A 24710-nucleotide genomic window follows, 5' to 3' on the forward strand; every position below is an offset into this window, starting at 1 on the left:
CCGCAGGGGCCTGGTGGCCGAGCGAAGCAAAGGCCCGTTCGGTTTCCAAGCCCCTCTGTATGCGCCGAGGAGCGGAGGGTTTCGCGGATCAGGGCTCGCAGCTGTTTGAGCGAAGCGAGTTCTGCGAGACCCCGCGAAACGCGAGCACCGCAGGTTGCCCGCAGCGAAGCGGAGGGACGCAGACAGTGGGGTCGCCTTTCTTTTGCCTACGTTTCTTTGGCGAAGCAAAGAAAAGTAGGTCGCCCGCCGGGGCGAGACCCGGCCTCGGAACTCAGAGAAACGACAAATAAGCTATCAACAAAGATTTCGTTGAGAAACCACCGCTGAAAACCTACATTGGCGGAATGACCGCTTCCACCAAGACCGAAGCTCTTCCCCAGCACTTCGAAGTCCGCCCCTTCCCCGCCCCCGTAGGCGCAGAAATCCTAGGCCTCGACATCTCCAAGCCCATCAACGCCGAAGATTTCGCGCGCATCCACCGCGCCCATCTGGACCACCACGTCCTGGTGTTCCGCGACCAACGGATTACGCCGCAAGAGCACATCGATTTCAGCCGCCGCTTCGGCCCGCTCGAAATCCACGTGCTGCACCAGTTCCACCTCAAGAACCATCCCGAGATCCTGATCGTCTCCAACATCAAGGAAAACGGCGAACCCATCGGCCTGGGCGACGCAGGCGTCTACTGGCACTCCGACATCTCTTACAAGCACCAGCCGAGCCTCGGCTCCCTGCTGCATGCGCAAGAGTTGCCAAGCGAGGGCGGCGACACGCTCTTTGCCGACCAGCATCTCGCGTGGGAAGCGCTCAACCCTGGCTTGCAGCAGCGCATCCTCCCGCTCAAGGCCGAACACAGCTATCTCGCCAAGTACGAAGAGCTGCGCGCGAAGAACCCGTGGCGCCCCAAGCTCTCGCAGGCGCAGATCGACCAGGTCGCACCCGCGGTACAGCCGGTGGTGCGCACGCACCCGGAAACGGGCCGCAAGGCGCTGTTCGTCAGCGAGCATTTCACGACGCGCATCGTCGGCCTGCCGCAGGAGGAAAGCGACGCACTGCTGGCCGAACTGTTCGCGCACAGCGTGAAGCCCGAGTTCGTGTATCGCCACGCATGGGCGCCGCACGACCTGGTGTTCTGGGACAACCGTTCGCTGATGCACCTGGCCGCCGGCACGCCCGACCACCTGCGCCGCCGCCTGAACCGCACCACTGTCGTCGGCGACACGCCTTTTTGACCGCGTTCCCAGCTCAGCCGGCGCCAGGCTTGCGGGAGCCCCGGCGCAGCGTGCGCAACTCGGCGGTGAGGAATTCCTTGGCGTCCCTCATTGCGCCATTCGGCATCTTGACCTGGTAGGCCTTGCCCGTCATTTCCGAGCGGGACGCGCAGCGGTCGATGAAGTCTTCGGCCGTGGCGATCTCGTCTTTGAAGTGGTCGAACTTGGCCCGCATGTGCTTGGCGGCATCGTCGGCATCGTGCGCCTTGCCGTTGCGCATGAAGGTCATCGTCTTCATCTGGGAGACGCGCAGGATCAGCGTATCGATGAGCTTCTGCTCCGACGCGGAAGGGGCGGCCTGGGCCAGTATGGCCATGCAGCCGAGCAAAAGCGCCAGCAGCGCCGTGCGCAAAAATCGAAATGGAGCCATTCAGCGGTAGTCGAGGGACGGGTAGTTCGGCCCATGCTAGAGCGCCGGCCCCGGGCGTGTCAAACCGGCCCCGGCTCGGGTCTAATCGCAGTTTTGGCACGCGTGACTTCTCCATGAGCTCCCCGACCCCCGATCTCCTGTCGATTGCCAATGCGCTGGCCGATGCGGCCGCCGCGCAATCGATGCACTATTTCCGCACGCCGCTCGACATCATCACGAAGGCCGACGAAAGCCCGGTGACGCTGGCGGACCGCGCCGCCGAAACGGCCATGCGCGAGATCCTTGCCCTCCGTGTCCCGGCGGACGGCATCTTCGGCGAGGAGCATGGCCTCGAGCGGCTCGACGCCGAGCGCGTCTGGGTGCTCGACCCGATCGACGGCACGCGCAGCTTCATTACGGGCTCGCCGCTCTGGGGCACCCTGATCGGCGTGCTGCAAGACGCCCGCGTGGTGCTCGGCATGGTCGACATGCCGGTGCTGAAAGAGCGCTGGGTCGGCCAGGCCGGCAAGGGCGCCACGCGCGACGGCCAGCCGGTGCACGCAAGCAGCTGTACCGAGGTGGCCAAGGCGCGCATCGTCACCACCTCGCCCGACATCTTTGCGCCGGCCGACTGGCAGGCTTTCGACCGCCTGAGCCGGCAGTGCGCGATGCGGCGCTTCGGTGGCGACTGCTACGGCTATGCCCAGCTGGCGGGCGGCACCATCGATCTCGTGGTGGAAACCGGACTGCAGCCCTACGACTATCTCGGCCCCGCGGGCCTGATCGAAGCGGCAGGCGGTGTCATCACCGACTGGCAGGGCCAGCCGCTGGGTCTGGAGTCCGACGGAAGGGTAATTGCCGCCGCAACGCCCGAACTTCACCGACAAGCCATGGCCATCCTCGCGGCCTAGACTGTTTCCATGTTCCGCTGGCTGATCGTCGTCGTCCTTGCCCTGGTGCTCATGAGCGGGCTCACGGCGTGGCTGCGCCGGTTCGGCTTCGGGCGATTGCCCGGCGATTTCGAATTTCGCGCTTTCGGCCGCGAGTGGCAGCTGCCGATCTCCAGCACCCTGGTGCTCAGCATGATCGCCGCGCTGGTGGCGCGCTTCATCTAGCGCCATCGATCGACCAAGAAACCGAAAAGAAAGAGAAGAACCACGCGATGAGAGCCTGCGTTGACATCGGCGGCACCAAGGTGGCCGTGAGCCTTTCCGCCTCGAGCGATGCGCCGCTGATCGGCCGCCGCAGCGAGCCGACCGCCAAGACCGGCAACAACGACGCCGTGGCTGTGCAGATCATCCGCATGATCGAAGAGGTCTGCGCCGAACAAGGCATCGAGGCGGCCACGATCGACCGCGTGGGCGTATCGTCGGCCGGGCCTTTCGAGCTGCGCGACGGCATGGTGGAACTGGCCACGCCCAACATCTGCGGCGGCATTGCCGGCCCGGCGCGCGGCCTGCCCAACAACTGGATGACTGCGCTCCTCGAAGCGCCGCTGGCCCGGCGTTTCGGGAGCGTGCGGGTCGAGAACGATGCCGTGGCCGCGCTGGAAGCCGAGCGCCATTGGGGCGCGCTGCAGGGCCTGGACCATTGCGCCTACGTCACCTGGAGCACCGGCGTGGGCGTGGGCCTGTGCGTCGACGGCCGCGCATTGCGTGGCAAGAACGGCAATGCCGGCCACGCGGGTCACAGCTTCGTGGTGGACGATGCCAGCGGTGCGCTCTGCGGCTGCGGCAATCTCGGCGACGTGGAGGCGCTGGTGGCGGGCAACTCCATTGCGCGCCGTTTCGGGCAGCCCGCGCCCGACCTGTTCGCGGCCGCTTCGGGCGGTGAGCCGCATGCCCTGGAGATCGTCGATGCCTTGTGCCGCGTCACGGGCCGCATGCTCTACAACCTGGTGGCCACGCTCGATCTCCAGCGCATCAGCCTGGGCGGCAGCGTGTTCTGGCACCACCGCGATTTTTTGCTGCCGCGGCTGCAGGCGCAGGTCGACGGCAAGCTGCCGCCGCTCACACGCGGCGTGCTGCTGGTGCCCGCAGGGCTCGGCGAAAAAGTCGGCGACTACGCCGCCCTGGCACTGCTCGACTGAGGCCGGCGCGCCTCGGGCGGCCGTGCGGGAGCAGGCGATGACTGCTGCGCGGGCCGGGCCGACTGTGCCGGCCCTGTTGTGCCAGCACCCCGGCTCAGCGTCTCGATGATCTGGCCCAGGCGGCGCAGCCCGGTATCGATCGCCTCGCCGTAAGGCCAGCCGCAATTGATTCGCAGGTAGTGGTCGAAACGCGAAGAGTTCGAGAACAGCGTGCCGGGCGCCACCACGATGCGCTCGGCGAGCGCCGCGTCGAAAACCCTCGATGAAGAAAGCCGCTCGGGCAGCTCGACCCACAATTGCAGCCCACCGGGCGGCAGGTTGATGCGCGTGCCCGCGGGAAAGTAGCCGGCAATGGCATCGGCGGTCTGCTCGCGCTGCGTCTTCAGGCAGCTGCGCAGATGGCGCAGATGGCGGTCGTAGGCGCCGGTGCCCATGAACAGGCCGGCCGCGCTTTGCGAGAGGCCCTCGTTGTTGCGCGTTTGCGCGAACTTGAGCATCTCCACCCGGGCCTGCCAGCGCCCCGCCGTGATCCAGCCCAGCCGCAGGCCGGGTGCGAGAATCTTGTGCAGCGAAGCGCAATGAATCACGTTGCCGCTGGTATCCCAGGACTTGAGGGCGCGCGGCGGCATCGGGGCATCGACGAGCTCGCTGTAGGTGTCGTCTTCGATCAGCGGAATGGCATGCCGCTCGCACAGGTGGGCGAGCCGTGCCTTGTGGGCATCGGGCATCACGCTGCCCAGCGGGTTCTGCAGGTGCGGCACCACCACCACGGCCTTGATGTTGTCGTAGGTGCGGATCGCGAGCTCCAGCGCCTCGATCGAAATGCCGGTCTGCGGGCTGGTCGGGATTTCCAGCGCGCGCATGCCGAGGCTCTCGAGCACCTGCAGCAGGCCGTAGAAGGTGGGCGATTCCACCGCCACCGTGTCGCCCGGCTGCGCCACGGCGCGCAATGCGAGGTTGAGCGCCTCGATGCAGCCGTTGGTGACCAGGATGTCTTCCGGCGAGATCGCCATGCCCACGCGCAGGCTGCGCTGCGCGAGCACTTCCCGGAACTGGCGATGGCCTTTCAGCTGCGCCGCGACCGTCAGCAGGTCCGGTTGCTGGCGCAGCATGCGCGTCATCGCATTACGCAGCGCCTCGGCGGGATACAGCTGCGGTGCGCCGCGCGCGATCGAGAGGTTGAGCTTTTCGGAAATCTGCCGGCGGCGCGCCACGAATTCCGAGACCTTGGCGTGAATGCCCACGTACTGCGCCGGATCGGGCGGCACGCCGGCCGCGGGCTCCTCCATGGGCGCAATGGCCAGGCGCCGGGGCCGGCGCACGAAGTAGCCCGAGCGGTCGCGCGCCTCGACCCATCCATCGCTCTCCATCGTGCGGCACAGCTGCAGCGCGGTCGACAGGCTGATGTCGTGCAGACGCATCAGGCTGCGCAGCGAAGGCAGCTTGTCGCCCTGCTTGAGCGAGCCGGTGTGAATCGCGTCCACATAGTGCGCTGAAAGCTGGCGGTAGAGCGGTAGCGAATCCATGGCGTCGATGCTCCCCCTATCGCGCATCCGAAAACAGATGCAGTTGCTAAGGAAAACGACCATAACAGATGCGCCGCGACAACCGCTGTTCCGGTGCGAATCGCCTTGGCGTGTGCCTGTTTTTCGGGCGCCCGAATTCCTACGATGACCGCATCAACTCCGGAAACCGCGCCATGTCCCCACTCACTCTCGACCGACTGCCCGATACCGTCATGCTGCAGCCGGGGCAGGCCTTGCGCACCTCTCTCGATCCCGCCACCTGGCTTGAAATGCTGGAGGGCCGCGCGCAGCTCGTGTCGCCGCCGTCCTGGTTCGGCGACACCGTGTTCACCGCGAAGACCGTGCTGAGCGAAGGCGACGTGCATCGGTTGGAGCGCGGCGGCTGGATCGAACTCTCGGCGCTCACGCCGGTGCGGCTGCGCGTGCATGCGCCCCGGCAGGCAGTGGCACCGGCCGCCCGGCCTGCAGAGGCCCGGCCCGTGATGCGGCTGGTGCGGCTGTTGACCGGCACCTGAGCGAGCGGCCCGCTTTCTAGCGGTGGCTTGCGGCGTGGCGCAGCGCCTCGAGAAAGCTGCGCCGCCACCAGTGAATGTCTTGTTCGCGGATGCGCGACAGCAGCTTCTGGTGCCGCTCACGGCGCTCCTCGAGCGGCATCTGCAACGCCTGCTGAACGGTTTCGGCTGTGCCGTGCGTGTCGTACGGGTTCACCAGCAGCGCTTCCTTCAGCTGCTCGGCCGCGCCGGCGAAGCGCGACAGCACCAGCACGCCGGGGTCGGCCGGGTCTTGCGCCGCGATGTACTCCTTGGCGACCAGGTTCATGCCGTCGCGCAGCGGCGTGACCAGCCCGACCGCCGCGGCGCGGCACAGTCCCGGCACGCGCTTGCGCGCCACCATGCGGTGGATGTAGCGCACCGGCATCCAGTCGAGTTCGCCGTAGTCGCCGTTGATGGCGCCGCACAGCGATTCGAGCTCACGCCGGATGTCGCCATAGGCATCGACCGTTTCGCGCGTGGGCGATGCAATCTGGATCAGCGTGGCGCTGCGGCGGTTCTCGGGGTAGTTGGCGAGCAGTTCGCGGAATGCGCGCACGCGCTGCGGAATGCCCTTGGAGTAGTCGAGCCGGTCGATGCCCAGCAGCAGCCGCCGCTGCGAGTACTCGCGCTTCATGGTCTCGAACATGTCGCGCGACTCCTTGGCATGCGTGAGCGCCGCGAACTCGTCGACGTCGATGCCGATCGGAAAGGCGCTGCAGCGCACCGTCTGCCCGTAGGCGCGGTACATGTCGTCGCCCAGGTATTCGCCATGCGCCTCGTTGCGCACGTAATGCTCGAAGTGCTGCACGTCCTGCTGCGCCTGGAAGCCGATCAGGTCGTAGGAGAACAGCGAGCGCATGAGCCATTCGTGCTGCGGAACGGCCGCGATGATGATCTGCGGCGGCAGCGGAATGTGCAGGAAGAAGCCGATGCGCTGCTTGCAGCCCATGGCGCGCAACTCGGCCGCGAGCGGCATCAAATGGTAGTCGTGGATCCAGATGATGTCGTCGTCCTTCAGCATCGGCATCAGCTTGCGCGCGAACAGCTGGTTCACGCGCCGGTAGCCGCCGATGAAGCCGGCTTCGAAGTGGGCGAGGTCGAGCCGGTTGTGGAACACCGGCCACAGCACATCGTTGCTGTAGCCCAGGTAGAAGCTGTCGTGGTCTTCGCGGCTCAGGTCGATGGTGGCGAGCGTGACCTTGCCGGCTTGCTGCATGTGCAGCTCGCCTTCGCCCGTGGGGCCGCCCTCCACGATCTGGCCGCTCCAGCCGAACCACAGGCCGCCGCTTTGCTGCAGGCTTTCGCCGAGCGCAACGGCCAGGCCCCCTGCCGCGGGCTTGCGCGGATCCGCCACGCGGTTTGAAACAACAACCAGGCGACTCATATGCACGAATCCCAAGGCGCCGACAGCCGGACTGCCGCATTGATGATGCCGACCATCGAATACGTCTGCGGAAAGTTGCCCCACATCTCGCCCGTGACCGGGTGCGTGTCTTCCGAGAGCAGGCCCAGCGGATTGCGCGCCGCCAGCATGGTCTCGAAGATTTGCCGGGCTTCGGCCTTACGGCCGATCTTGGCGAGCGCGTCGATGCGCCAGAAGGTGCAGATGTTGAAGGCGGTCTCGGGCTTGCCGAAATCGTCGGCCGCTTCGTAGCGGCGCATGTAGGGGCCGTCGCAAAGCGACTTTTCCATGGCGTCGACCGTGGAGATGAAGCGCGGGTCGCGCGCGTCGATCAGCCCCACCTCGACCATCAGCAAGATGCTGGCGTCCAGTTCGTGGCCGCCGAAGCTCTCGGCAAAGGCCTGGCGCTCCTCGCACCACGACTTGGCCAGGATTTCTTCCTTCATGCGCGCGGCATGGCCGTGCCAGTAGGCGGCGCGCTCGGGCAGCTCCAGCGTACGCGCGATCTTGGCGAGCCGATCGCAGGCGGCCCAGCTCATCAGTGCCGAGCTGGTGTGCACGCGGGCGCGGGTGCGCAGCTCCCACATGCCCGCGTCGGGCGTGCCATAGACGCGAATCGCCTGTTCGCCCACTGCTTCGAGATGGGGAAACTCGGCCACGCCCGCGCGGGCGAGCAGGCGGTGGTCATGAAAGGCCTGCGCCGCGCCGAGCACGATGTTGCCGTAGACGTCGTGCTGGAAGTGCTCCTGCGCCTGGTTGCCCACGCGCACGGGGCCCATGCCGCGGTAGCCCGCGAGGTTCTCGACCATCGACTCGGGCAACTCGCGCTCCAGCCCGATGCCGTAGAGCGGCTGGATGTGCTCGCCGTGCGAGCCGATCACCACGTTACCCAGCCAGCGCAGGTAGTCTTCCATGGTCCCGACTTCGCTCAGCGAATTGAGCGCCCGCACCACGAAGAAGGCATCGCGCAGCCAGCAGTAGCGATAGTCCCAGTTGCGCTGGCTGCCCGGCGCCTCCGGAATGCTCGTGGTCATGGCGGCCACGATGGCGCCGGTGTCTTCGTAGAGCGATAGCTTGAGCGTGATGGCCGCGCGAATCACCGCGTCCTGGTATTCGAACGGAATGGCGAGCCGCTTGCTCCAGGTGCGCCAGTAGGCAATGGTTTCCTGCTCGAAGCTGCGCGCGGTGTCGGCAATGCCGTCGAGCAGGGTCTCGTCGACGCCGAACATGAAGTTGTATTCGCGCGAAATGACGAAAGGCTGGCGCGAAAGAATGTGCGAAATCGATGCGTCGGTGTTGAGCCGCAGCGTGAGGTCCGGCCCCACGTAGCGGATGTGGTTGCTGCCGCGTGTGACTTCCACCGGTGCCGAAGCACCCCACTGAAAGCGCGGGTCGAGCGCGACGCGGATGCGCGGCGCGCCGGCAATCGGCCGCACCCGGCGCACCATCATCAGCGGACGAAAGTAGCGCGAGCGGCTGTAGAAGCGCGGCGCAAAGTCGGTGATCTCGATGCCCTGGCCGGCGCTGTCGAACAGCTGGGTGCGCAGCACCGCGGTATTGGGCTCGTACCACTGCTTGCTGGACGCGAAGTCTTCGATTTCGATGGCCCAGGCGCCAGCTTCTTCGCCGGGATGCAGCAGGGCGTTGAACACCGGGTCGCCGTCGAAGCGGGGCAGGCAGCACCACACGGCGCGCCCGCGTGCATCGATGAGCGCGCTGTAGGCGCAGTTTCCAATCAGGCCGACGTCGAGCGAGGGCTCGGCCGGCGGCCCGAAGCCGCGCGGCACCGCCGAAGCCGCGGCGCGCGGGTCGACCGGCGCCCGGTCGGCGGGCCCGGCGGCGCCGGAAATGGACATGCCCGCGCGATCCTCGGGTGCTTTCGACAGTTGCAGCTCGCTCATTCAGGGTTCCTCGGGGACTCGTTTTTCTTGCGTTCCGGCGCGGCGAGCTGGTCGCGCATCTCGACCAGCCATTCGTAGACCGCGCGGGGCGATTCGAGCCGGTGCAGCGCCAAGCTCGGGCCCGAGCCCACCTTGATGCCGACGCCGCCGCGCGGCTGCACCACCGCAAAGCCGCTCTCGTCGGTCGTGTCGTCGCCGGCAAAGACCGGCCTGCGTCCCGCGAACGGGGCCTCGTTCATGAAGGCCTCGATGGCAATGCCCTTGTTGATGCCCGTGGGCTTGATCTCGAACACGAACTTGCCGTGCATCAGTTCGAACTGGGGCCGGCCTGTGATGGCGCGCGACATGGCGTCGCGGCACACGGCCTCCAACTGCGGCGCGAGCCGGTAGTGCAGGGCGATGGCCGCATGCTTGCGCTCGACCAGAAGGCCTTCATGCACGCGCGCCAGCTCGTTGGCGATGTCCAGAATGGGCACGAGGTCGGGCGCGTGCTGTTCCTGCATGTGGCCCTGCGAGTCGCGGCGCTGCACGCCGTGTTCGCCGGCCGCCGGCAGCCGCAGCGGCGCGAGGAAGCGGTCGATGACGTCGATCTGGCGGCCCGACACCACGGCCAGGGCGCCGCCGAGCTGGTCGCTCAGGTCTTCGAGCAGTGCCACCAGGGCGGGAGGAATCTCGATCGCCTCGGGGGTAGGTGCGAGGGCGACCAGCGTGCCGTCGAAGTCGAGAAAGAGGGCGGTATCTCGGCCCAACGGAGGAGGCAACTGGGAGGACATTGGCATCGGCGAAAACCATAACACGGGCATTGCATTTCCCGTGTCGGCCAAAGTCGGACGTATGCCCGCGGCGGTACCGCACCGGCTGGGGGGCGCCGGCGCCGAGGCCGGCACGCAGCGCGGGGCGTCAGCCCGGCAATGCCGCCACGGCTTCGACACGCGCGCGGTGAATCGCCTCGCCGATTTGCGGCCCCGTGGCGCCAGATTGCTGCGCCGTGCGCGCCACCGCGTCGGTTGCCACGCCGGCCGCCGCGGAAAGCACTGCGAGCAGCCGGTCCCGCTGGGGATAGGGCTGGTCTTCGAATCCGAGCCGGCCGCGCGAGTCGCACTCGCAAGCCAGCAGCACGTCGGCAAAACGCGCCGGCTTGCGGAACGCATCGCAACGCTCCAGCAGGCGCACCAGCTCCGCGGCCTCGAGTTCGCCGCTGCCATGGACGTTGCCGTGCTCGCGCGCCACCACCTCGGCGAGTTCGCGAATATCGACCGGCACGCGCCAGCGGTCGCACACCGCGTGCAGCAGTTCGGCGCTGCGCTTCTCGTGGCCCGTGTGGCGCGGCAGCAGCCCGGGGTCGGTCGTGCCTTTGCCGAGGTCGTGCATCAGGCAGGCAAAACGCACCGGCAGCGGCGCCTGCAACCTGGCGCTGGTGTCGATGACCATCATCAGGTGCACGCCGGAGTCGACCTCGGGGTGATGTTCCGCGGACTGCGGCACGCCCCAGAGCCTGTCGACCTCGGGCAGCAGCACGGCCAGCGCGCCGCAGGCCCGCAGCACGTCGAACATGCGCGAGGGGCGGGTTTCCATCAGGCCGCGGGCCAGTTCCTGCCAGACGCGCTCGGCCACCAGCGCATCGGTTTCGCCGGCTTCCACCATTTCGCGCATCAAGGCCATGGTTTCGGGCGCGACCGAGAAATCGTCGAAGCGCGCCGCAAAGCGCGCCACCCGCAGGATGCGCACCGGGTCTTCGCGGAAAGCGTCAGTGACATGGCGCAGCAACCGTTGCTGCAGGTCGCGGCGGCCGTGAAAGGGGTCGGCCAGCTTGTCGGGATCGGGCTCGAAGCGGCCGTCCGCGTCCACGAACTCCGCGGGCATCGCAATGGCGTTGACCGTGAGGTCGCGCCGCGCCAGGTCTTGCTCCAGGGTGACGTCGGGCGACGCATGCACGGTAAAGCCGCGGTAGCCGGGCGCGCTCTTGCGCTCGGTGCGGGCGAGCGCGTATTCCTCGCGGGTCTGCGGGTGCAAGAACACCGGAAAGTCGCGCCCCACGGGCAGATAGCCGCGCGCCGTCATTTCCTCGGGTGTGGCGCCCACCACGAGCCAGTCATGGTCGGACACCGGCCGACCGAGCAGTCGGTCGCGCAGCGCGCCGCCGACGAGATAGGTTTTCATGCGCCCAGTGTAGGGACACTCCGGGCCCCTCGGCGGCGTACCGCCTCAGCGTGCCTTGCGGTAGGGTTCTTCGAACTGCAGGAAGTCTTTCTCGGCCAGGGCGTCGTCGATCCATGCCTTGATGCCGGGCAGGGTCTGCACCCGCTCGATATAAGCCGAGATGGCCGCCGGCACCGGCAGCCCGTAGGTCTTGATGCGCGTGCCGACGGGGGCAAAGTAGGCGTCTGCATTGCTGAATTCGCCGAACAGCATCGGGCCGCCATGGGCCTCGAGCAGGTCGGTCCACATCTGCACGATGCGGTCGACATCGCCTTGCAGGCCGGGGTTGTCTTTCAGCAGCTGCGCGCCGACGTCGGCCAGCGAGGCTTCGATGTTCATGCCGCAAAGGCTGCGAAGGCTTCCGAAGCCCGAGTGCATTTCGGCGCAGATGCTGCGCGCGCGGGCCCGGTCGGCCGCGGCGCGGGGCCACAGCTGCTTCTCAGGGAAGGTTTCGGCCAGGTATTCGGCGATGGCGAGTGTGTCCCACACCACCAGGTCGCCGTCGACCAGCACCGGCACCTTGGCGACCGGATTCAGCGTGCTGATGGTTTTCTTGAACTGCGAATCGGCTTCGAACGAATCGAAGCGCACCTTTATTTCCTCGAATGGAATGCCGGCCTGCTTCATGAGCACCCAGGGCCGCATGGACCAGGAGGAGTAGTTCTTGTTGCCGATATAGAGCTTGCGCATCGTGTGATCCTGCGGTTCGAAAGAGACAGCCCTCAATGCTAGCGGGACTGTGCACGCGGATTGATGCCGAAGCCCGCGCGAATTGATGCAGGCGCCGCTTTACCCGCCCTCAGCGCGGCGGCTTGTCTTCAGGCGAAGCGATCACGCGGGGCGCTTCGTCGGCCTTGTTTTCGCCGCGCGGCGGTCCGACCATGCGTTCGACCAGGCTCACGAGCCGCGGCACCAGCGCGAAGACGGCCAGGGCTAGCAGTGCGCTCAGCACCGCGGTGACTTCGCGGCCGAGTCCGCAGGCCATGCCGATGGCGGCCGTCATCCACAGCCCGGCGGCGGTGGTGAGGCCTTGCACCTGGTGTTCGTCCTTGCCCTGCTTGAGGATGGTGCCGGCGCAAAGAAAGCCCACGCCCGCCACCAGGCCCTGGATGACCCGACTCATGTCGGCCGGCACGATGCCGGTCTGCTGCGGAATCAGCACGAACAGCGCCGAGCCGATGGCCACCAGCATGTGGGTGCGCACGCCGGCCGCCTTGCCCTGCTGCTCGCGCTCGAAGCCGAGCATGAAGCCGATGACCGCCGCGAGCATCAGGCGAACCACGATGCGCGTGAGCTGGGCGACGTCACCTACATCCGAGAACTCGGCTGCAACGGTGTCGAGTACCTGGTCGCTCCAGCTCATCTCGGCATCTCAGGGGAGATCCTTGTTCGGCTCGGGCTCGGCCGCGTCGCGCGGCCCCACGCGGCCGAGACGCTCCTTCAGCGATTGCGGGCGGCCGCTGATCAGCGCGGCGTAGTTGGTGGTGTTGGCGAGCACCTTCTTCACGTAGTCGCGCGTTTCGTTGAAGGGCACGTTCTCGGCCCAGATGGCGGCTTCCATCACCGGGCCGTTGCGCCAGCTGCGCGGCCGCCCCGGGCCGGCGTTGTAGGCCGCGGCGGCCAGCGCCATGGAGCCGTCGAAATCGTCGAGCGCCAGCTTCAGGTAGTTGGTGCCGATGGTGATGTTGGTCTCGCGGTCGTTGATCTGCCCCGGCGTGAAGTCGTTCATGCCGATCTTGCGCGCGGTCCAGCGGGCCGTGGCGGGCATGACCTGCATCAGGCCCGAGGCACCCACGCCCGAGCGCGCATCCATGATGAAGCGGCTTTCCTGGCGGATCAGCCCATAGACGTAGGCCGGGTCGAGCCCGATGTCCTGGCTCTTGCGCAGCACCGTGTCGTGGAAGGGCATGGGGAAGCGTTGCTCCGCATCGATCACGCCCTTGGTGCGCTCGCTGGTGTTGATGCAGCGGTCCCACACCTCGCGCTGGCAGGCGAAGTCGGCCGCGGCCAGCAGCGCGCGGTCGTCCATGCCGCCCTTGTCGTGCAGGTTGGTGGCGTAGTTCCATTCGCGCGTGCCTTCGGGGCGCAGGCCGATGGCAATGGCGTAGAGCGCGCGGTTGAGCGCGATGTTGCTGCGCGCTGCGTTTTTCTCTTCGGGCGTGAGGGGAGCGGGTCGGGTCGGCGTCACGGTGCGCTGGCCGAGTTCTTCGAGCGCGAGCATTTCGTAGAAGCCGCGCGTGCCGGCAATGCTCTGGTAAAGCTCGCGTGCCTGGGCGCGCCGCTCGTCACCGCCTGCGGCGCTGAGCGCGCGCGCCTTCCAGTAGACCCAGGTCGGCTCCAACTGGCCGGTTTCGCTCATGGCGTTGATGGCGGGCGCCACCTCTTTCCACTGGCCGTTGCGCAGCGCGGCGCGCACGCGCCAGCCGAGCATGTCGTCGGACAGGTCGCTGTTCTTCGTGACGTTGGAAAAGTAGCTGCCGGCCATGGGCGAAAGCTTGCCCGCAGCTTGCCGGCCGATGGTGCCCCAGAGCCAGTTGCGCTCTTCGGCGGAAAGCATCGGGCCCCACTTGCTGTCGAGCTGGGAGGCGGCCTGTTCCGGGTCGGCCATGGCGATCTTGATGAGCGCCAGGACCACCAGCTCCTTGCGGGACTTGGCGGCCACGAAGGCGCGGCCGGTCAGGAACTTGGCCGCGCTGGCGTTGAGTTCTTCAAACAGCGGCAGCGCATCGGGCGCGGCAATGATCACGGCGCCGCGCGCGGCTTGCGGGCGGTTGGCCTCCATGGCCAGGCGGGCTTTCTTCCAGACGTCGTTGGTCGACATCAGGCGGGCCGCGACCATGCGGTCGGCGGCGGTGAGGCAGCCGTCGTCCGCCTCTTTCTGGCTGAACCAGCTGCGGCGCACCTCGTCGGCCTGTGCCTGCGTGGCTGCGCCGGAGCGCAAGGCTTCGACCAATACCGCGTAGCAGCGCACCTGCGGGTCGTCGCCCATGCGGAAACCGGCCACGGCGGCGGAAAAACCGTCCCAGTCGCGGCGCTGGCCCAGCAGCAGCAGCCAATCGTTGCGGAGGCGATCTTCCTGGTAAGTGCCGGGATAGCGGGCGAAGAAGTCCTGCACCTCGTTCGGTGCGGCTTCCTGCAGGCGGGCCTTGAGTTCCCAATAGGCGGCCCAAGGTTCGAGCGCATGGCCGCGCGCTTGCGGCAACAAGGCGGCGAGGCGGGCCTTGTCTCCGCGCTGGAATGCCTGCTTCATTTGAATCAGCACGTCGTCATTGCTGTTGCTCGCTTGCGCAGCGGCGGGCTGCTGCGAAAGCAGTGCGGCGGCGGCAAGAACAGCGGAAAAAACGAGTGCGGGCGCTGCGCGGCGCGGGCGATGGCGCATGGGTGCCAAAATGCTTGGGAACTGCATCGGGGGATTATGGACAAGTCAAAGGATGCCGACACCTCGGCGACCGTGAGTTTTCTCAAGGATCAGCTGCGAAAAGCGCTGATCGAGCAGCGCCTGACCATGCCCGACCGCCTTGCCAGGGCCGATCTTCTGCAGCGGGTGATGCGGATCTGGCTGGTTGGCCGGCCCGACACCGTGATTGGCGCCTACTGGCCGATCAAGGGCGAATTCGACCCGCTGCCCGCATTGCACCGCTGGAAAGAAGACGGCGAGCTCATCGACGAGCCGCAGCGCCGCCGCATCGGGCTGCCGGTGATGAACAAGGTGCACAAGACGCTGACCTTTCATGCCTGGTACCCGGGCTGCCAGATGGAAGAAGACGCCTACGGCATTCCCAAGCCCAAGGACACCGAACTCATCGTGCCCACGCTGCTGTTCGTGCCCTGCGTGGGCTACAGCGCTGGGGGTTACCGCCTGGGCTACGGCGGCGGTTTTTACGACCGCACCTTGGCCGCGCTGGAGCCGCGCCCCTTCACCGTGGGGCTGGGTTTTACCAACGGTTTCCTGGACGACTACGAGCCCGAGGCGCACGACCTGCCGCTCGATGCCATCCTGAACGACAACGGCGTCGTCTGGCCAACCAGCTGAGCCCGGCTCAGTCGATGTTGTCCACGGTGTCCGGGTCGGGCACCTCGCCGATGGTTTCGCGCGTGGTGATGGCCTGGGCCTGCAGCCAGTCCCAGAAGGCCCTGATTTCCGGGCGCAGCGCATTGCGCGGCCCGGCGATGAGCCAGTAGCCCATCGGCGAATCCATGCGATGCTGCGGCAGCACCTCGACCAGGTCGCCGTTGGCCAGGCTTTCGGCAATGAGCGAGCTGCGCGCCAGCGTCACACCCTGGCCGGTGAGCGCGGCCTGCACCATCTGGTAGGCGTAGTTGAAATAGAGCCAGCGCTTGGGCTGCGCCCGTTCCAGGCCGTTCACTTCGAACCAGCGCCGCCAGGTCAGCCATTCGAGGTGCGTGCGGTGCGCGTCGCCGGCCTCGATCAGCGTAAAGCCGGCAATGTCGGCGGGCGTCTTGATGGGCGGGCTGCTCTTCAAGAGCCAGGGGCTCGCCACGGGCGTAAGGGTTTCGCCAAACAGGCGAACCGCCGTAGCCGGCATGGCTTCGCGCGGGCCGTAGCGAAGGGCAATGTCCACGTCCGCCACTTCCAGGTCTACGGCCACGTCGCTGGCGTCGATGCGGATGTCGATCTCGGGGTTGTCGCGCTGAAAGGCCTCGAGCCGCGGGATGAGCCACATCGATGCAAAAGACGCAAAAGTGGTGAGCGACACGCTCTTGCGCCCCGCGCTCTGGCGGATCTGCCGCACAGCCGTATCGATGCGCGGCAGCGATTGCTGCACCGCCAGCAGCAACTGCGCCCCGGCGCTCGTGAGCTCCACCGCGCGCGTATGGCGCAGGAACAGGGCCACGCCCACTTCTTCCTCGAGCGACTGGATCTGGCGGCTGACCGCCGACTGCGTGAGCGCCATTTCTTCCGCTGCGGCCCGGAAGTTCAGGTGCCGGGCCACGGCCTCGAAGGCGCGCAGATGGCCGGCAGAAATCGGGCGGGAGCGCAGGTGGGTTTGGGAATGCTGCATGGACGAGGGCGTGGACGGCATCGGTCGATTGATGCGAATTCGGAATCAGTAGGCTACTTCGTTTTCATTGGACTGCCAACAGGGCAAGAACGATCATTCATTCCCGAACTGCGCCATTGCCTCCGTCCTGTGTCATCGCACTTCGGCAAAGCCCAAGGAGTTACATCATGTCCACCGCCGTCTGCACCAACGAATCGCTCGCTTCCCTGTCTCCCGCTGCCCGTGCCGCTTTCGCCGTTCCCCCGGCCGTGCGCCGCGGTGCCTGGCAAATTGCGCCCGGCGAGGCAATGAGCCTGAAGGCGCGTTCGACCAGCGTGCTGCGGGTCAAGCAGGGCCGCGTCTGGATCACGCCGGACGCCACGTCCGCCGCACCCAGCGAAGACCTGGTGCTGGCACCGGGCGAGTCGCTGAACGTGGCCGCCGGCCAGCGCATCGTCATGGAAGCGTGGGATGGCTACGGTGCCACCTACTCGTGGGATCCGGCCTGAGCGCCAAGACTCCCCACGGACGGAAAGGCGGCTTCGGCCGCCTTTTTTGTTTTCAGCCGTTGATGTCGAAGCTGGGGCGCAGCGCCAGGAAGTGCTTCAGGGCGGCTTCGCCCTCCAGCGCGTGCACGCCGGCCATGAGGTGGGGCCCCTCGCTTTCAGCCAGGCCCATGCCGAAGCCGGTGTAGCGCCGGGTGGCCAGCGCGCCCCGGTAAACCACCCGGACGTCGGTGTGCCGCGAATCGCGGTCGATGCGGCGCATCAGCGTCTCCACGGCTTCCCGCGGACCTTCGAAATGCTGGCAGAAGCGCATGCCGTCAAAAACGAGAAGGCCGGTGATGTGGTGCTGGGCATTGCGTGCACGGGCCTGGGTCACGATCGTGCCGACAGTGGCGGGTGGCAGGTCTGGCGCGAGTAGGCTGCAATAAAAAATTTCGAAAAGCGATGCTTCTTCTGTCATGCGAACTGGGACTGGAAAACGTGCGAAGTGTATGAACCTCCCGCAGGCCGCGAAATGTAAAAAGACACAGACGAAGAGCCTATAGTGGCGCGTGAAATTCGAGGACCATCTACCCCCCGTAGCGCCTCCCGAAGGGCCCAATCCCTGCGACGACTGTGCCTTGCGCAAGCTCGAGGCCTTCTTGCCGGCCTCGCAGGAAGAACTGAAGACCATCGAGTCCTTCCGCGTCGGTTCCCGCCGCGTTCCGGCTGGCGGCGCGATCATCGAAGAGCATCGGCCCAGTGCTCAGCTGTTCACGCTTTATGCCGGATGGGCGTTTCGCTACAAGACGCTGAGCGACGGGCGGCGGCAGATCCTGAGTTTTCTGCTGCCCGGCGATTTCATCGGCCTGCAGGACGAGTTTGCCGACGGCCAGACGCACGGCGTCGAGGCCGCGACCGACGCCACCCTTTGCGCGTTCTCGCGCGACCGGCTCTGGGAGCTCTTTCATGCTCAGCCCAAACTGGGCTACGACATCACCTGGCTCGCCGCGCGCGAGGAAAAGCTGGTGGACGACAACCTGGTGACCGCCGGCCGCCGAAACGCGAGCGAGCGCGTGGCCATGCTGTTGATGCACCTGTACCGCCGGGCCGAGCGGGTCGGCATGGTGCGCGACGGGTGGGTCGAGTTTCCGTTCAACCAGCAGCACCTGGCCGATGCGCTGGGGCTGTCTCTGGTGCATACCAACAAGACGTTGCGAAGGCTGCAGGGCCTGGGCCTCTACAAGCTCGACGCGGGCTGGCTGCGCATTCTCGAGCCTCATGCGCTCGAAACGCTCGGCGACTACTTTGAGCGCCCCATACGGCCGACGCCGCTGATCTAGCCGCGCGGCGCCTCGAAGCAAATATTCATTCAGCGCGCGGCCACCAGTTGCCGAAGATCGTCCTGGTAGGCCTGCAGCCGACGCACCGCCTGCTCCCGCTGATTGGCGCTGGTGGCGTTGTGCAGGGCGGCCAGATTGCGGCAGCCTTCCTGCAGCAGCGCCTGCTGATGATCGCGCCAAGGCCCCGGTGGCGGATCTGCAACGCGCATCACATAGGCATGAATCGCGGCACGCGCTTCAGCCGCAGGGGGCCTGGCGGCGTTGAAGCCGCGCAGCAGTGCCAGCGCTTCTTGCTGCCGCTGGCGGCGCTCGGCGTCGGCCGCCCGCGGATCGAACACCGACTGCGCCACCTGCCGCCGCACCAGGTCGCGCTGCTCCGTTGTCAGCCGGCCATAGAAATCTTCCAGGCGATCGAGAAACTTCTCGTAGCGTTGCTGCTGGACCTTCGCGGGGCTGCGGTCGAGCCATTCCTTGCGGTAGTCGGCGTTGTTCTTTGCGTACTTGCGCTCGAGCTGCTGCAACTGCGGCTCGGTCAGGCTCAGCGCCAGCTCGGTGCCGGCCGGCTCCGCGCGTTCGGTTACCGCCAGCAGGCGCTCCCTGATCTGGTCCGCCATGCGGCACGCCTCGGCCGCGGTCACGTCGCGCGGCGCCAGGGTCTGCGCTTCCTGCAGCAGGCTGACGACCCGGGGCAGTTCGTTCTGCCGGTGCCAACTCAGCAGTTGCGCGAGTTCGTCGCGCACCTTGGGCGTTTGCGAACCGTCGAAGTCGAGGTACGTGTCGAGCCACCAATAGCTCACCTCCGGGAGGTTGTTGTAGGCCAGCTTGATCGTGCTGCATGCGCCGAGCGCGGCGGCCACCAGCAGCGCGCCGATAATTCGCGCCAACTTGGCGCAACGCATTCGGGTAGAAAGAGGCATGAATCAGATTCCGCAAGACAACCAGGGGCCGGTCGACGTGGTCATCATGGCGGCCGGCAAAGGCACGCGCATGAAAAGCAGGCTGCCCAAAGTGTTGCATCGTTTGGCCGGGCGTGCACTGCTCGCGCATGTGACCGACACCGCCGCGCGCATCGGGGCCCGCCATGTGGTGGTCGTCACCGGCCACGGTGCGGCCGAGGTCGAGGCCGCGATGTCCGCCAGCGCGATCGGCACCGCCTTGCAGTTTGCGCGGCAGGAGCCGCAGCTCGGCACCGGCCACGCGGTGCAGCAGGCGGTTCCGCTCTTGCCCGACGACGGCACGGTGCTGGTGCTGTCGGGCGACGTGCCGCTCATCGGCGAGGAAACGCTGCGCGCGCTGATTGCCGCCAGCGCCGGCCAGCGGCTTGCGCTGCTGACCATCGAGTTCGACGACCCGACGGGCTATGGGCGCATCGTCCGCGCCACGGAAGAGGGGGGCGGCGGAGTCACGGCCATCGTCGAGCACAAGGACGCGACAGAGGCGCAGCGCGAAATCCGCGAAATCTACAGCGGCGTGATGGCCGTGCCCGCTGGCCTGCTCAAGGGCTGGTTGGCCCGGCTGGACAACCGCAACGCCCAGGGCGAGTACTACCTCGTCGACATCGTCAAGCTGGCCGCGGCCGACGGTGTGCCGGTGGTCGCGCAATCCACGACCGACGCGCTCCAGGTGGCGGGCATCAACAGCCCCGCACAGCTGGCGGCGCTCGAGCGTGGCTGGCAACTGCGGCAGGCCGATGCGCTGATGGCGCAAGGCGTGCGGCTCGCCGACCCGGCGCGATTCGACCTGCGCGGCACGCTGGCCTGCGAGGCCGACGTCGAGATCGACGTCAACTGCGTGTTCGAAGGCTCGGTGTTCCTCGGTGAGGGCGTGCGCATTGGCGCCAACTGCGTGATTGCCAATGCGCGCATCGAGGCGGGCGCGGTGATCCACCCCTTCACCCACATCGAGGGCGAGAAAGCCGGCGTGACGGTGGGTGAAAAGTCGCTCATCGGCCCCTTCGCCCGGCTGCGGCCCGGCGCACAACTGGGGGCCGAGGTGCACATCGGCAACTTCGTCGAGGTGAAGAACTCGACCCTTGCCGACGGTGCCAAGGCCAATCACCTGGCTTACCTGGGCGACGCCACCGTGGGCCAGCGGGTCAACTACGGCGCGGGCAGCATCACCGCCAACTACGACGGCGCCAACAAGCACCGCACGGTCATCGAAGACGACGTGCACGTGGGCAGCAACTGCGTGCTCGTGGCACCGATCACCATCGGCGCGGGCGGCACCATCGGCGGGGGCTCGACTGTCACCAAGGCCACCTTGCCCGGTTCGCTTACCGTGGGGCGCGGCCGCCAGATCAGCATTCCCAACTGGCAGCGCCCGAAGAAAACGCCCAAGGCCTGAAGAGGCTTGCCCAGGCCCGGCGTGCTTTCAGGCCAAAGGAAGCCGAGGCTCGAACTTTGCGCGCTTGAGGCTGAAAAAGGCCTTGACGTTGCGCACGTTCGCGTCGGCGTTGAAAAGCCGCTGCGCGAGGACGCCGTAGCCGGGCATGTCGCGGGCGGCCACCACCAGCACGAAATCCGGGCCCGGCGAGACGCGCCAGCACTGCTGCACCGCGTCGTCGGCCATCACGCGCGCCTCGAAGGCATCGAGCGCCGCCGCGTCCTGGCGGTCCAGCGAAATTTCGACCACTGCCTGCAGCCCGTGGCCCAGCACCGTGGCCAGCCGGTCGGGCGAGAGCAGGGCCACCTCGCGCTCGATGAACCCGTCTTGCCGCAGGCGCTGAACACGCCGCAGGCAGGTGGGCGGCGAAATGCCGACCTCGGCGGCCAGCCGCTGATTGGTCTGCGAGGCGTCGCGCTGAAGCGCGTCCAGCAGGCGAAGGTCTATTGCATCCAGAGAGATTGATTCCATATGAAGGTAAATTATGGAATAAAAATCCAAATCAGAGATGTTGTGAAATAAAAGTCCAAATTGGATGAAATTTTGAGTGCATATTTTTTCGGCCGTTCCCTACCATCAGGTCTCCTCTTCATTCAAAGGCAGCTCACCATGTGCGGCATCGTCGGCGCAGCGTCCCATCGCAACATCGTTCCGGTCCTGGTGCAGGGGCTTCAGAGGCTCGAATACCGCGGTTATGACTCCTGCGGCGTGGCGGTTCATGCGGGCGGCCTCACGCGCGCGCGCACCACGTCCCGGGTGGCGGACCTCGTCACGCAGGTGCGCGAAGACCATGTCGAAGGCCTGACCGGCATTGCCCATACGCGCTGGGCCACCCACGGTGCACCGGCCGTGCACAACGCGCACCCGCACTTCAGCCACGGCCCCGGCGCCGACGCACAAGGCGCGCGCCCCGGCCGCATCGCGCTCGTGCACAACGGCATCATCGAAAACCACGAAACACTGCGCGCGGCGCTCGAAGCCAAGGGCTACGTGTTCGAGAGCCAGACCGACACCGAGGTGGTCGCCCACCTGGTCGACAGCCTGTATGACGGCGACCTGTTCGAGGCCGTGAAGGCCGCGGTGCTGCAGTTGCACGGCGCCTATGCCATTGCCGTGATCTGCCGCGACGAACCGCAGCGCGTGGTCGGCGCGCGCGCGGGTTCGCCGCTCATCCTCGGCGTGGGCAAGGAGGGCGGCGAGAACTTCCTTGCGAGCGATGCCATGGCGCTCGCCGGCGTGACCGACCAGATCGTCTACCTGGAAGAAGGCGACGTGGTCGATGTGCAGCCCGGCAAATACTGGATCGTCGACCGCAGCCACAAGCCCGTCGAGCGGCAGGTGCGCACAGTGCAGGCGCACAGCGGCGCGGCAGAGCTCGGCCCGTACCGCCACTACATGCAGAAGGAAATCTTCGAGCAGCCGCGCGCCATCGGCGACACGCTCGAAGGCGTGGCCGGCATCGTGCCCGAGCTGTTCGACGGCATCGGGCAGGACGGTGCCACCGGTGCCAGCGCGCATCGCGTGTTCAAGGACATCGACAAGATCCTCATCCTGGCCTGCGGCACCAGCTACTACAGCGGCTGCACTGCCAAATACTGGCTCGAGGGCATCGCAAAAATTTCGACGCAAGTCGAGATCGCAAGCGAATACCGCTATCGCGATTCAGTGCCCGACCCGAAGACGCTGGTGGTCACCATCAGCCAGTCCGGCGAAACGGCGGACACGCTGGCCGCGCTCAAGCATGCGCGCTCGCTCGGCATGGAACAGACGCTCACCATCTGCAACGTGGCCACCAGCGCCATGGTGCGCGAATGCAAGCTCGCCTACATCACACGCGCCGGCGTGGAAATTGGCGTGGCCTCGACCAAGGCCTTCACCACGCAACTGGCCGGGCTGTTCCTGCTGACGCTCGCCATTGCGCAGAGCAAGGGCCGCCTGAGCGAAGCCGACGAGGCGCGCTACCTGAAGGAGATGCGCCACCTGCCCGTGGCGCTGCAGTCCGTGCTCGCGCTCGAGCCGCAGATCATCGGCTGGGCCGAAGACTTCGCACGCAAGGACAACGCGCTGTTCCTCGGCCGCGGGCTTCATTACCCGATTGCGCTCGAGGGCGCGCTCAAGCTCAAGGAAGTGACCTACATCCACGCCGAGGCGTATGCCGCCGGCGAGCTGAAGCACGGCCCGCTCGCGCTGGTGACCAGCGAGATGCCCGTGGTGGCCGTGGCGCCGAACGACACGCTGCTCGAAAAACTCAAGAGCAACCTGCAGGAAGTGCGCGCGCGCGGCGGCGTGCTCTATGTGCTGGCCGACGGCGACACCAAGATCAAGGGCAGCGAAGGCCTGCACGTCATCCGCATGCCCGAGCACTACGGGGCGCTCTCACCGCTGCTGCACGTGGTGCCGCTGCAATTGCTGGCGTATCACACGGCATGCGCGCGCGGCACCGATGTCGACAAGCCGCGCAATCTGGCGAAGAGTGTGACGGTGGAGTGATGGCGGGCGCTGGTGGGTCGTGTGTTCTTTGCCATTAATGTCTGAGACAGCGCATTAATGTCTGAGACATGCTCATCGATGGGGGAACGCTAGGGATGGTCGTCGTCGGTGCTTTGCCCTGCACCTGTTGACGCGCACCTGATAGGCGTGGTGGCACGCTTGGAACACTTCGCGTTGGCGAACAGTTGACACGCAACCAGAGTAGCTGGCGGTGCACTGCCTCGCGCAGTCGGGTTCAACCTTCGACGTATCAACATCCTTGATGTTGGGAAGGGCGCATTGGAGGTGAGGATGTCGTTGACCGCGCCCAGCATCCGGGCGGCCAGGTCGTGGGCTTCGAGCAGGTGACGAAAGCGCAGTATGGTGGTCTCGTCGGGCAAACGCACCGCAGCACCATCCAGGCCTGCGAACTCGCGGTACAGCGGCACGTTGTGCAACGCTTCTTCCATCGCCGGGTCCGACAGGCTGAACCATTGCTGCAGGAAGTGAATGCGCAGCATCGTCTCGACGGCGAACGGCGGGCGACCCGTGCGGGCCCGAGGCTCGATAAGCGCCACCAGCGCCGATCACGGCACCACGCGATTCATCTCGTCAAGAAACTGCCGCTTGCGCGTCTTCTTCGTTGACAGGTTCAGCCCGAGGTCGAGTTGATCCGGTGCACTAGTCACTCGTTTGGCAATCATGGCTTCAACTCACGCAGGGCTCGTGCCAGTCTTGCAGAACATCCCTAGCCGTCTTCTGCATATAGCTCGTGAAGCTGCCGAGCGCCGGACCCCGGTCGTGGTGCGGAACAAGAAGGCCGATCGGCGAGAAAGGAAAACGCTGGGCCCACGAGATTTCTGCGAGCAGACCGGATTCCACACCACTTCGAACAATGCTGGCGGGAACGAAGGTCAGCAGATGCTGTTGCGAGAGCAGGCTAGAGAGCATGGTGGCTGAGTTGGTGACGACACCATGCGTCTTTATCGGAGTTGGGGCGTGCGCGAAGAACGTATCGAATGCTTCCCGTGCGGCCATCGATGTTGGTGTTACGAGCCAGGTGGCAGCCACGAGGTCCGACATTGTCACGCGGCGCTTGCGAGCGAGCGGATGGGCATGACCAGCGACGATGGCAAACCGGTCCGGCCATAGAGGTGTGAAGGACCATCCATTGGGCAAGACAGGAGGTGCACGGCAGAACGCGCAGTCCACGTCATCGTCTGCTAGCAGTGACGTTTGACGTGATGCGTCGGCCTCCTGCAGATGCACAAGCACTCTCGGATGCAATTGGGTGAAATCATGAATCGTCTTGCCCAGGTGACTTTCGATGGCGGCCGAGATAGCAGCAACCCGGACCACCTCGTTGGCGCCTTGTGCCAGCGCAGCGGCTTGCGTGGCAGCGTCATCCATGATCCCGAGCGTTCGGCGGGCAAGTGGCAGCAACTGTGAGCCCGCTGGGGTCAGGGCCATGCCTCGCGCATGTCTCAAGAACAGCGTGCATTCAAGCAAACGCTCCAGTTCGGCGAGCGCCTGCGTGGCGGACGGCTGGCTGATGCCCACGGTCTCGGCGGCGCGTTTGACCGTCTGCAGCTCGGCCACTGTGACGAAGACGTGCAGGTGGCGCAATCGAGCACTGCTCAGAAGGCGGTTGCGAAGGGTACTGGCGGAGGTGCGCATGATGGCGATGAGCGGAAGGTCGTCTAAACCATGGTATTGGATTCTCCTATACCTCTGTGGAATTTTTCATTAGACGGCTAT

The 24710-nt window shown here is 66.4% G+C and carries 24 protein-coding genes and 1 pseudogene; 10 read left to right on the forward strand and 15 right to left on the reverse strand.

Annotation, left to right across the window (positions count from 1 at the left end; genetic code table 11):
- The first annotated feature begins 344 nt into the window (after nt 1-344).
- Entirely contained in the window at nt 345-1229 is an 885-nt protein-coding gene (locus ABIC94_RS23605; protein WP_354375416.1) for a TauD/TfdA dioxygenase family protein, read from the forward strand.
- 13 nt (nt 1230-1242) lie between these two features.
- Here ABIC94_RS23605 and ABIC94_RS23610 read toward each other — a convergent pair whose 3' ends face one another.
- Entirely contained in the window at nt 1243-1638 is a 396-nt protein-coding gene (locus tag ABIC94_RS23610; RefSeq protein ID WP_354375417.1) for a DUF5329 family protein, read from the reverse strand.
- A gap of 113 nt (nt 1639-1751) precedes the next feature.
- Between ABIC94_RS23610 and hisN the strand changes: the two genes are divergently transcribed.
- The 3 genes from hisN to ABIC94_RS23625 are packed head-to-tail and all read left to right on the forward strand — an operon-like array spanning nt 1752 to nt 3706.
- Nucleotides 1752-2528 (forward strand): histidinol-phosphatase, encoded by a 777-nt coding sequence (gene hisN / locus ABIC94_RS23615; RefSeq protein WP_354375418.1) that lies wholly within the window; start codon nt 1752-1754, stop codon nt 2526-2528.
- A gap of 9 nt (nt 2529-2537) precedes the next feature.
- Nucleotides 2538-2732, forward strand: a complete 195-nt coding sequence (locus ABIC94_RS23620; protein ID WP_126747984.1) for a DUF2905 domain-containing protein — start codon at nt 2538-2540, stop codon at nt 2730-2732.
- A 47-nt stretch (nt 2733-2779) separates the two neighbouring features.
- Nucleotides 2780-3706 carry an ROK family protein gene (locus ABIC94_RS23625; RefSeq protein WP_354375419.1) on the forward strand — a complete coding sequence of 309 codons (927 nt, stop codon included), beginning with the start codon at nt 2780-2782 and terminating at the stop codon, nt 3704-3706.
- On the opposite strand, the gene ABIC94_RS23630 is transcribed toward ABIC94_RS23625, so the two are convergent.
- Complete coding sequence (locus ABIC94_RS23630) at nt 3679-5232, reverse strand: PLP-dependent aminotransferase family protein (RefSeq protein ID WP_354375420.1); 1554 nt, start codon at nt 5230-5232, stop codon at nt 3679-3681. The two genes, ABIC94_RS23625 and ABIC94_RS23630, sit on opposite strands and share 28 nt — an antisense overlap.
- Nucleotides 5233-5405: 173 nt before the next feature.
- Here ABIC94_RS23630 and ABIC94_RS23635 point away from each other — a divergent pair, with 173 nt between their 5' ends.
- Nucleotides 5406-5747, forward strand: a complete 342-nt coding sequence (locus ABIC94_RS23635) for a hypothetical protein (protein WP_354375421.1) — start codon at nt 5406-5408, stop codon at nt 5745-5747.
- Between the two features lie 16 nt (nt 5748-5763).
- On the opposite strand, the gene otsA is transcribed toward ABIC94_RS23635, so the two are convergent.
- The 7 genes from otsA to ABIC94_RS23670 all read right to left on the reverse strand — a co-directional run bounded on the left by otsA (nt 5764) and on the right by ABIC94_RS23670 (nt 14646).
- Nucleotides 5764-7149, reverse strand: coding sequence for an alpha,alpha-trehalose-phosphate synthase (UDP-forming) (otsA, locus tag ABIC94_RS23640; protein ID WP_354375423.1), 1386 nt, complete (start codon nt 7147-7149; stop codon nt 5764-5766).
- Nucleotides 7146-9068 carry a glycoside hydrolase family 15 protein gene (locus tag ABIC94_RS23645; protein WP_354375424.1) on the reverse strand — a complete coding sequence of 641 codons (1923 nt, stop codon included), beginning with the start codon at nt 9066-9068 and terminating at the stop codon, nt 7146-7148. The genes otsA and ABIC94_RS23645 overlap by 4 nt, the downstream gene beginning before the upstream one ends.
- Nucleotides 9065-9841, reverse strand: coding sequence for a trehalose-phosphatase (otsB, locus tag ABIC94_RS23650; protein WP_354375425.1), 777 nt, complete (start codon nt 9839-9841; stop codon nt 9065-9067). The genes ABIC94_RS23645 and otsB overlap by 4 nt, the downstream gene beginning before the upstream one ends.
- A 127-nt stretch (nt 9842-9968) precedes the next feature.
- Nucleotides 9969-11228, reverse strand: coding sequence for a multifunctional CCA addition/repair protein (locus ABIC94_RS23655; RefSeq protein ID WP_354375426.1), 1260 nt, complete (start codon nt 11226-11228; stop codon nt 9969-9971).
- Between the two features lie 45 nt (nt 11229-11273).
- Complete coding sequence (locus tag ABIC94_RS23660; RefSeq protein ID WP_354375427.1) at nt 11274-11957, reverse strand: glutathione S-transferase family protein; 684 nt, start codon at nt 11955-11957, stop codon at nt 11274-11276.
- Between the two features lie 109 nt (nt 11958-12066).
- Nucleotides 12067-12630: an MgtC/SapB family protein gene (locus tag ABIC94_RS23665; RefSeq protein ID WP_354375428.1), complete on the reverse strand. Its 564-nt coding sequence runs from the start codon at nt 12628-12630 to the stop codon at nt 12067-12069.
- 9 nt (nt 12631-12639) lie between these two features.
- The gene (locus ABIC94_RS23670) at nt 12640-14646 is read right to left on the reverse strand and encodes a lytic transglycosylase domain-containing protein (RefSeq protein WP_354375429.1); all 2007 of its coding nucleotides are present in this window, start codon (nt 14644-14646) and stop codon (nt 12640-12642) included.
- Nucleotides 14647-14682: 36 nt separating this feature from the next.
- On the opposite strand from ABIC94_RS23670, the gene ABIC94_RS23675 reads away from it, so the two are divergent.
- Nucleotides 14683-15300 carry a 5-formyltetrahydrofolate cyclo-ligase gene (locus ABIC94_RS23675; RefSeq protein ID WP_354375430.1) on the forward strand — a complete coding sequence of 206 codons (618 nt, stop codon included), beginning with the start codon at nt 14683-14685 and terminating at the stop codon, nt 15298-15300.
- Between the two features lie 7 nt (nt 15301-15307).
- Here the strand turns inward: ABIC94_RS23675 and ABIC94_RS23680 are convergent, their stop codons facing one another.
- On the reverse strand, nt 15308-16291 hold the full coding sequence (locus ABIC94_RS23680) for a LysR substrate-binding domain-containing protein (RefSeq protein WP_157612102.1): 984 nt from the start codon (nt 16289-16291) through the stop codon (nt 15308-15310).
- 167 nt (nt 16292-16458) lie between these two features.
- On the opposite strand from ABIC94_RS23680, the gene ABIC94_RS23685 reads away from it, so the two are divergent.
- Nucleotides 16459-16779, forward strand: a complete 321-nt coding sequence (locus ABIC94_RS23685) for a DUF2917 domain-containing protein (RefSeq protein ID WP_354375431.1) — start codon at nt 16459-16461, stop codon at nt 16777-16779.
- Between the two features lie 52 nt (nt 16780-16831).
- Here ABIC94_RS23685 and ABIC94_RS23690 read toward each other — a convergent pair whose 3' ends face one another.
- Nucleotides 16832-17236 carry a BLUF domain-containing protein gene (locus ABIC94_RS23690; protein WP_354375432.1) on the reverse strand — a complete coding sequence of 135 codons (405 nt, stop codon included), beginning with the start codon at nt 17234-17236 and terminating at the stop codon, nt 16832-16834.
- A 160-nt stretch (nt 17237-17396) separates the two neighbouring features.
- On the opposite strand from ABIC94_RS23690, the gene ABIC94_RS23695 reads away from it, so the two are divergent.
- Entirely contained in the window at nt 17397-18098 is a 702-nt protein-coding gene (locus ABIC94_RS23695) for a Crp/Fnr family transcriptional regulator (protein WP_354375433.1), read from the forward strand.
- A gap of 29 nt (nt 18099-18127) precedes the next feature.
- On the opposite strand, the gene ABIC94_RS23700 is transcribed toward ABIC94_RS23695, so the two are convergent.
- Nucleotides 18128-19015, reverse strand: a complete 888-nt coding sequence (locus ABIC94_RS23700; RefSeq protein WP_354375434.1) for a DUF6279 family lipoprotein — start codon at nt 19013-19015, stop codon at nt 18128-18130.
- Between ABIC94_RS23700 and glmU the strand changes: the two genes are divergently transcribed.
- Complete coding sequence (glmU, locus tag ABIC94_RS23705; protein WP_354375435.1) at nt 19014-20444, forward strand: bifunctional UDP-N-acetylglucosamine diphosphorylase/glucosamine-1-phosphate N-acetyltransferase GlmU; 1431 nt, start codon at nt 19014-19016, stop codon at nt 20442-20444. The two genes, ABIC94_RS23700 and glmU, sit on opposite strands and share 2 nt — an antisense overlap.
- A gap of 27 nt (nt 20445-20471) precedes the next feature.
- On the opposite strand, the gene ABIC94_RS23710 is transcribed toward glmU, so the two are convergent.
- Nucleotides 20472-20954: an Lrp/AsnC family transcriptional regulator gene (locus ABIC94_RS23710; RefSeq protein ID WP_354375436.1), complete on the reverse strand. Its 483-nt coding sequence runs from the start codon at nt 20952-20954 to the stop codon at nt 20472-20474.
- A 138-nt stretch (nt 20955-21092) separates the two neighbouring features.
- On the opposite strand from ABIC94_RS23710, the gene glmS reads away from it, so the two are divergent.
- Nucleotides 21093-22973 carry a glutamine--fructose-6-phosphate transaminase (isomerizing) gene (gene glmS, locus ABIC94_RS23715; RefSeq protein ID WP_354375438.1) on the forward strand — a complete coding sequence of 627 codons (1881 nt, stop codon included), beginning with the start codon at nt 21093-21095 and terminating at the stop codon, nt 22971-22973.
- Nucleotides 22974-23260: 287 nt separating this feature from the next.
- Here glmS and ABIC94_RS23720 read toward each other — a convergent pair.
- Both ABIC94_RS23720 and ABIC94_RS23725 read right to left on the reverse strand, forming a co-directional pair.
- Nucleotides 23261-23656: pseudogene (locus ABIC94_RS23720) on the reverse strand (transposase); the annotation flags it as partial.
- A gap of 4 nt (nt 23657-23660) precedes the next feature.
- Complete coding sequence (locus tag ABIC94_RS23725) at nt 23661-24629, reverse strand: LysR family transcriptional regulator (protein WP_354375439.1); 969 nt, start codon at nt 24627-24629, stop codon at nt 23661-23663.
- Nucleotides 24630-24710: the final 81 nt, after the last annotated feature.

Origin of the sequence: Variovorax paradoxus (genome assembly GCF_040544635.1) — a bacterium.
GTDB classification, from domain to species: domain Bacteria; phylum Pseudomonadota; class Gammaproteobacteria; order Burkholderiales; family Burkholderiaceae_C; genus Variovorax; species Variovorax paradoxus_R.

What these genes read in the sequence shown, in the direction of transcription:
- ABIC94_RS23665 (WP_354375428.1), bottom strand. Translation starts at nt 12,630, where the DNA reads ATGAGCTGGAGCGACCAGGTACTCGACACCGTTGCAGCCGAGTTCTCG.
- ABIC94_RS23710 (WP_354375436.1), bottom strand. Translation starts at nt 20,954, where the DNA reads ATGGAATCAATCTCTCTGGATGCAATAGACCTTCGCCTGCTGGACGCG.
- glmS (WP_354375438.1), top strand. Translation starts at nt 21,093, where the DNA reads ATGTGCGGCATCGTCGGCGCAGCGTCCCATCGCAACATCGTTCCGGTC.
- otsA (WP_354375423.1), bottom strand. Translation starts at nt 7,149, where the DNA reads ATGAGTCGCCTGGTTGTTGTTTCAAACCGCGTGGCGGATCCGCGCAAG.
- ABIC94_RS23700 (WP_354375434.1), bottom strand. Translation starts at nt 19,015, where the DNA reads ATGCCTCTTTCTACCCGAATGCGTTGCGCCAAGTTGGCGCGAATTATC.
- ABIC94_RS23660 (WP_354375427.1), bottom strand. Translation starts at nt 11,957, where the DNA reads ATGCGCAAGCTCTATATCGGCAACAAGAACTACTCCTCCTGGTCCATG.
- ABIC94_RS23610 (WP_354375417.1), bottom strand. Translation starts at nt 1,638, where the DNA reads ATGGCTCCATTTCGATTTTTGCGCACGGCGCTGCTGGCGCTTTTGCTC.
- ABIC94_RS23635 (WP_354375421.1), top strand. Translation starts at nt 5,406, where the DNA reads ATGTCCCCACTCACTCTCGACCGACTGCCCGATACCGTCATGCTGCAG.
- ABIC94_RS23675 (WP_354375430.1), top strand. Translation starts at nt 14,683, where the DNA reads ATGGACAAGTCAAAGGATGCCGACACCTCGGCGACCGTGAGTTTTCTC.
- otsB (WP_354375425.1), bottom strand. Translation starts at nt 9,841, where the DNA reads ATGTCCTCCCAGTTGCCTCCTCCGTTGGGCCGAGATACCGCCCTCTTT.
- ABIC94_RS23655 (WP_354375426.1), bottom strand. Translation starts at nt 11,228, where the DNA reads ATGAAAACCTATCTCGTCGGCGGCGCGCTGCGCGACCGACTGCTCGGT.
- ABIC94_RS23725 (WP_354375439.1), bottom strand. Translation starts at nt 24,629, where the DNA reads ATGCGCACCTCCGCCAGTACCCTTCGCAACCGCCTTCTGAGCAGTGCT.
- ABIC94_RS23680 (WP_157612102.1), bottom strand. Translation starts at nt 16,291, where the DNA reads ATGCAGCATTCCCAAACCCACCTGCGCTCCCGCCCGATTTCTGCCGGC.
- ABIC94_RS23630 (WP_354375420.1), bottom strand. Translation starts at nt 5,232, where the DNA reads ATGGATTCGCTACCGCTCTACCGCCAGCTTTCAGCGCACTATGTGGAC.
- ABIC94_RS23605 (WP_354375416.1), top strand. Translation starts at nt 345, where the DNA reads ATGACCGCTTCCACCAAGACCGAAGCTCTTCCCCAGCACTTCGAAGTC.
- ABIC94_RS23685 (WP_354375431.1), top strand. Translation starts at nt 16,459, where the DNA reads ATGTCCACCGCCGTCTGCACCAACGAATCGCTCGCTTCCCTGTCTCCC.
- ABIC94_RS23670 (WP_354375429.1), bottom strand. Translation starts at nt 14,646, where the DNA reads ATGCGCCATCGCCCGCGCCGCGCAGCGCCCGCACTCGTTTTTTCCGCT.
- ABIC94_RS23645 (WP_354375424.1), bottom strand. Translation starts at nt 9,068, where the DNA reads ATGAGCGAGCTGCAACTGTCGAAAGCACCCGAGGATCGCGCGGGCATG.
- ABIC94_RS23625 (WP_354375419.1), top strand. Translation starts at nt 2,780, where the DNA reads ATGAGAGCCTGCGTTGACATCGGCGGCACCAAGGTGGCCGTGAGCCTT.
- hisN (WP_354375418.1), top strand. Translation starts at nt 1,752, where the DNA reads ATGAGCTCCCCGACCCCCGATCTCCTGTCGATTGCCAATGCGCTGGCC.
- ABIC94_RS23690 (WP_354375432.1), bottom strand. Translation starts at nt 17,236, where the DNA reads ATGACAGAAGAAGCATCGCTTTTCGAAATTTTTTATTGCAGCCTACTC.
- glmU (WP_354375435.1), top strand. Translation starts at nt 19,014, where the DNA reads ATGAATCAGATTCCGCAAGACAACCAGGGGCCGGTCGACGTGGTCATC.
- ABIC94_RS23620 (WP_126747984.1), top strand. Translation starts at nt 2,538, where the DNA reads ATGTTCCGCTGGCTGATCGTCGTCGTCCTTGCCCTGGTGCTCATGAGC.